This window comes from Microbacterium azadirachtae, from assembly GCF_000956545.1.
GTDB classification, from domain to species: domain Bacteria; phylum Actinomycetota; class Actinomycetes; order Actinomycetales; family Microbacteriaceae; genus Microbacterium; species Microbacterium azadirachtae.
Genome location: NZ_JYIT01000018.1, coordinates 1 through 2484, shown reverse-complemented (window position 1 = coordinate 2484; position 2484 = coordinate 1). Strand labels below are relative to the sequence as shown.

The window sequence follows — 2484 nt, the reverse complement described above, 5'->3', positions numbered from 1 at the left end:
CCCTCCTCGCCCACGTCTGTTTGCGTCAAACGGTGGGTTTCACGGCCCGAAACCCACAGTTTGACGCAAATAGACGGAATGAATAACACGGATCCCCCTGGAGAGAACCATGACCAACCCGACCGCCGCCGCCCTGATCGCGCGGAGCAACCGTCTGGGCGCCGACCCGAAGAACACGAACTATGCGGGCGGGAACACGTCCGCGAAGGGGACCGACACGGATCCCGTGACCGGTGAGCCCGTGGAGCTGTTGTGGGTGAAGGGCTCGGGCGGCGATCTGGGCACCCTCACGGAGCAGGGGCTGGCGGTGCTGCGACTGGACCGGCTGCGGGCGCTGCAGGGCGTGTATCCGGGTGTGGACCGGGAGGACGAGATGGTCGCCGCGTTCGACTACTGCCTGCACGGCAAGGGCGGCGCGGCACCGTCGATCGACACGGCGATGCACGGGCTCGTCGACGCCGCGCACGTCGACCACCTGCACCCCGATTCCGGGATCGCGATCGCGACCGCCGCGGACGGGGAGGCGCTCACCGCGCGGATCTTCGGAGGGAAGGTGGCGTGGGTGCCGTGGCGGCGCCCCGGTTTCCAGCTGGGCCTGGACATCGCTCGGATCAAGGCCGACAATCCGGACGCGGTCGGCTGCATCCTCGGCGGGCACGGGATCACCGCGTGGGGCGACACGTCCGAGGAGGCGGAGGCGAACTCGCTCTGGATCATCGAGACCGCGGCCGCATACATCGCCGAGCACGGCGCGCCCGCCCCGTTCGGGGGCATCCGCGCCGGGTTCGAGGCGCTCCCCGAGACGGACCGGCACGCGCGTGCCGCGGCGCTCGCGCCCACCATCCGCGGGCTCGTCTCGACCGATCACCCCATGGTCGGGCACTACACCGACGCCCCCGTGGTGCTCGACTTCCTCGCCGCGGAGAAGGCTCCCGCCCTCGCCGCCCTGGGCACCAGCTGCCCCGACCACTTCCTGCGCACCAAGGTGAAGCCCCTGATCCTGGACCTGCCCGCCACGGCGACGGTCGAGGAGCAGCGCGCCCGCCTCACCGAGCTGCACCAGGAGTACCGCGCCGACTACCAGGCCTACTACGACGCGCACGCGGTCCCTTCGACAGGCTCAGGGACCGGGAGTCCCGCGATGCGGGGCGCGGATCCGCTCATCGTCCTCATCCCCGGGATCGGCATGTTCTCCTACGGCAAGGACAAGCAGACCGCCCGCGTCGCCGGAGAGTTCTACGTCAACGCGATCAACGTGATGCGCGGCGCCGAAGCCGTCTCCACGTACTCCCCGATCTCGGACGCGGAGAAGTTCCGCATCGAGTACTGGGCGCTCGAAGAGGCCAAGCTGCAGCGGATGCCGAAGCCGCGCTCCCACCAGGGACGGATCGCGTTCGTCACCGGCGCCGCGTCCGGCATCGGCAAGGCCATCGCGACCCGCCTCGCCGCCGAGGGCGCCTGCGTCGTGATCGCCGACCTCGACCTCGACAAGGCCCGCGCCGCGGCCGCCGAGCTCGGCGACGCCGACGTCGCGATCGGCGTCGCCGTCAACGTCGCCGACGCGGCCGCGGTCCAGGCCGCGCTGGACGAGGCGGTGCTCGCGTTCGGGGGCGTCGACCTCGTCGTCAACAACGCCGGCCTGTCCCTGTCCAAGCCCCTGCTGGAGACGACCGAGGCGGACTGGGATCTGCAGCACGACGTGATGGCCAAGGGATCCTTCCTCGTCTCGAAGGCTGCGGCGCGGATCCTCATCGACCAGCGCCTCGGCGGCGACATCGTCTACATCTCGTCCAAGAACAGCGTCTTCGCCGGACCGAACAACATCGCCTACTCCGCCACCAAAGCCGACCAGGCCCACCAGGTGCGCCTGCTCGCCGTCGAGCTCGGCGAGCACGGCATCCGCGTCAACGGCATCAACCCCGACGGCGTCGTCCGCGGATCCGGGATCTTCGCGTCCGGCTGGGGCGCGAACCGCGCCGCGACCTACGGCGTCAAGGAAGAAGACCTCGGCCAGTACTACGCGAACCGCACGATCCTCAAACGCGAAGTCGTGCCCGAGAACGTCGCCGACGCCGTGTCCGTGCTCACCGGCCCCGACCTCACCCGCACCACCGGCCTGCACATCCCCGTCGACTCCGGCGTCGCCGCCGCCTTCCTCCGATGACCCCACCGCCGCCCGTCCGGGCGTTCGCCGCCGTCGATCTCGGCGCGACCAGCGGCCGCGTCATGATCGGCCGTGTCGGCGGCGATCGGCTCGACCTGGAGCAGGTCGCCCGGTTCCCGAACGGACCCGTCGAGCGCGAGGACGGGCTGCATTGGGACTTCGAGGCCCTCGCGGAGCACGTCATCGACGCTCTCGCCGAGGCCGTGCGCCGGGAACCCGCGATCGAGAGCATCGGCATCGACACGTGGGCCGTCGACTACGGCCTCCTCCGCGACGATGCGCTCCTCGCCGAGCCGTTCCACTACCGGGACGCGCGCACG

At 70.7% G+C, this 2484-nt stretch carries 1 protein-coding gene and 1 pseudogene; both read left to right on the top strand.

The genetic code is table 11. The features are described 5' to 3' along the window. Positions 1-109: 109 nt before the first annotated feature. Positions 110-2164: a bifunctional rhamnulose-1-phosphate aldolase/short-chain dehydrogenase gene (locus RL72_RS00145; protein ID WP_045248775.1), complete on the top strand. Its 2055-nt coding sequence runs from the start codon at positions 110-112 to the stop codon at positions 2162-2164. Beyond that, positions 2161-2484, top strand: a pseudogene (locus RL72_RS00140) (rhamnulokinase); the annotation flags it as partial. The gene RL72_RS00145 and the pseudogene RL72_RS00140, both read left to right, overlap by 4 nt.